This window comes from Oceanococcus atlanticus (assembly GCF_002088235.1).
GTDB classification, from domain to species: Bacteria; Pseudomonadota; Gammaproteobacteria; order Nevskiales; family Oceanococcaceae; genus Oceanococcus; species Oceanococcus atlanticus.
Map to the genome: position 1 here is coordinate 1 of NZ_AQQV01000014.1, position 1,491 is coordinate 1,491.

Here is a 1,491-nt window from a genome sequence, read left to right on the forward strand (position 1 = left end):
AATCCTCCTTTAGCGAAACCCCTCAGGTGTTACACAGTTGCTGACGGCGCACAAGTGATCAGAACGTTTCCAGCGCTGATTCCAGTCGCTTAATGAGAGCCTGATGCAGCAACCCCAATGACAACGTCTCATGGCCTGGCAAACCACGCATCCAACACGCAATCGCTTCAATGTTGCTGACAGCCGGATCGGCAGTAAGAAAAGGCACAAGAGCTCGTCCTGGAGGAATAGCTGCCATCAGGGCCAACGCCTCGGCTCTGCGACGCACTTTGCGCTCCTCAGAAATTGAGGAGCCGTTAGACCGCATGCCGTTTTGATCTAGATTACACATTGGGACCTCCGTCATCTTTCGGATGAAAATTCAACGGCTGCCCGACCCTGGCGTTCAACAACTGGTTAAACGCACTTCCATCTGTTCGTGTGAGATTCGGCACGTATCTCGAATACACACGAAACAACATCTGTGTATCGACATGTCCAAGCTGTCGGGCGATCCATTCTGGATTCTCACCAGCAGCGAGCCAGAGCGTCGCGGCGGTATGCCGACACTGATACGGGCGCCTTCGTCGGAGTCCGAGATAGTTCAATAGCGGGTACCACACACGGTCCGTTACATTTTTTGTGTCCAACGGTGTCCCTGCCCTGGTGCAGAACACGTATGGGCTAGAACTGCGCGTTCGGGTCGCTTGCGCCGTCAACGCATCGAAGACAACGGTGGACATATCGACCTCACGCATTGAGCCAGCCGTTTTAAGCTTTTCCTCTCGACCATGGTGGAACGACTCGCGGACCAGGATTTGCTTGCGCTCAAAGTCGACAAAGCGCCATTTCAGCCCGTGGACCTCAGCCGTTCGCATGCCAGTGAAGAAGCGCACTAAGAAATAATTTCGGTAATCCGCTCGCACACCGTTGATGATTGCCATCACCTCATCCAATGAGAATGGTTCTATGTCCGGCCGGTCTTGTCGAAGTCGCTTGATACCTTCTACTGGGTTGCCACACCCATAGCGATCATTGGCCTCAACCATAATCATCGACAGGACGCTGAGCGTGTGATTGATGGTCTTTGCGGACAGCGTGGCATTCCCATTCCGGCCCGGCACCTTGGAGAGCGCCGCTCGGAAATCCAGAACATCAGCCTTCGAAATTTGATCCAGCATTTTGCCTCCGAATGCGGGGAGCAAATGCCTTGTCACCGTGCCTCTGTTGGTCTGCTGAGTCGCTATACGCCACCGAGGCTCATTGGCCTCAATCCACTTAGGTGCGAACTCGGAGAACAAAGGAATATCGGCAGATCGTCCTTGATCAATACGCTCAAACGTCGATGCGCGGGGGCTATTTGGAAAGTACTTTGCGTAATCAAATGTTCCCAACGTCATCTCAGCAGACATGCGTTGAGCAAGCTCTTCAACTCGCTTTCGATTCGGCTTTGTGTCATCTGTGCGCCGTCAGCAACTGTGTAACACCTGAGGGGTTTCGCTAAAGGAGGAT

1 protein-coding gene and 1 pseudogene are annotated in these 1,491 nt (G+C 53.3%); both read right to left on the reverse strand.

Annotated features, from left to right (window positions below; genetic code table 11):
* Positions 1-323: 323 nt before the first annotated feature.
* Complete coding sequence (locus tag ATO7_RS17285; protein ID WP_456238505.1) at positions 324-1,034, reverse strand: site-specific integrase; 711 nt, start codon at positions 1,032-1,034, stop codon at positions 324-326.
* An 87-nt stretch (positions 1,035-1,121) separates the two neighbouring features.
* A pseudogene (locus ATO7_RS17290) lies at positions 1,122-1,427 on the reverse strand (tyrosine-type recombinase/integrase); the annotation flags it as partial.
* Positions 1,428-1,491 lie beyond the last annotated feature (64 nt).

What these genes read in the sequence shown, in the direction of transcription:
- ATO7_RS17285 (WP_456238505.1), bottom strand. Translation starts at nt 1,034, where the DNA reads ATGATTATGGTTGAGGCCAATGATCGCTATGGGTGTGGCAACCCAGTA.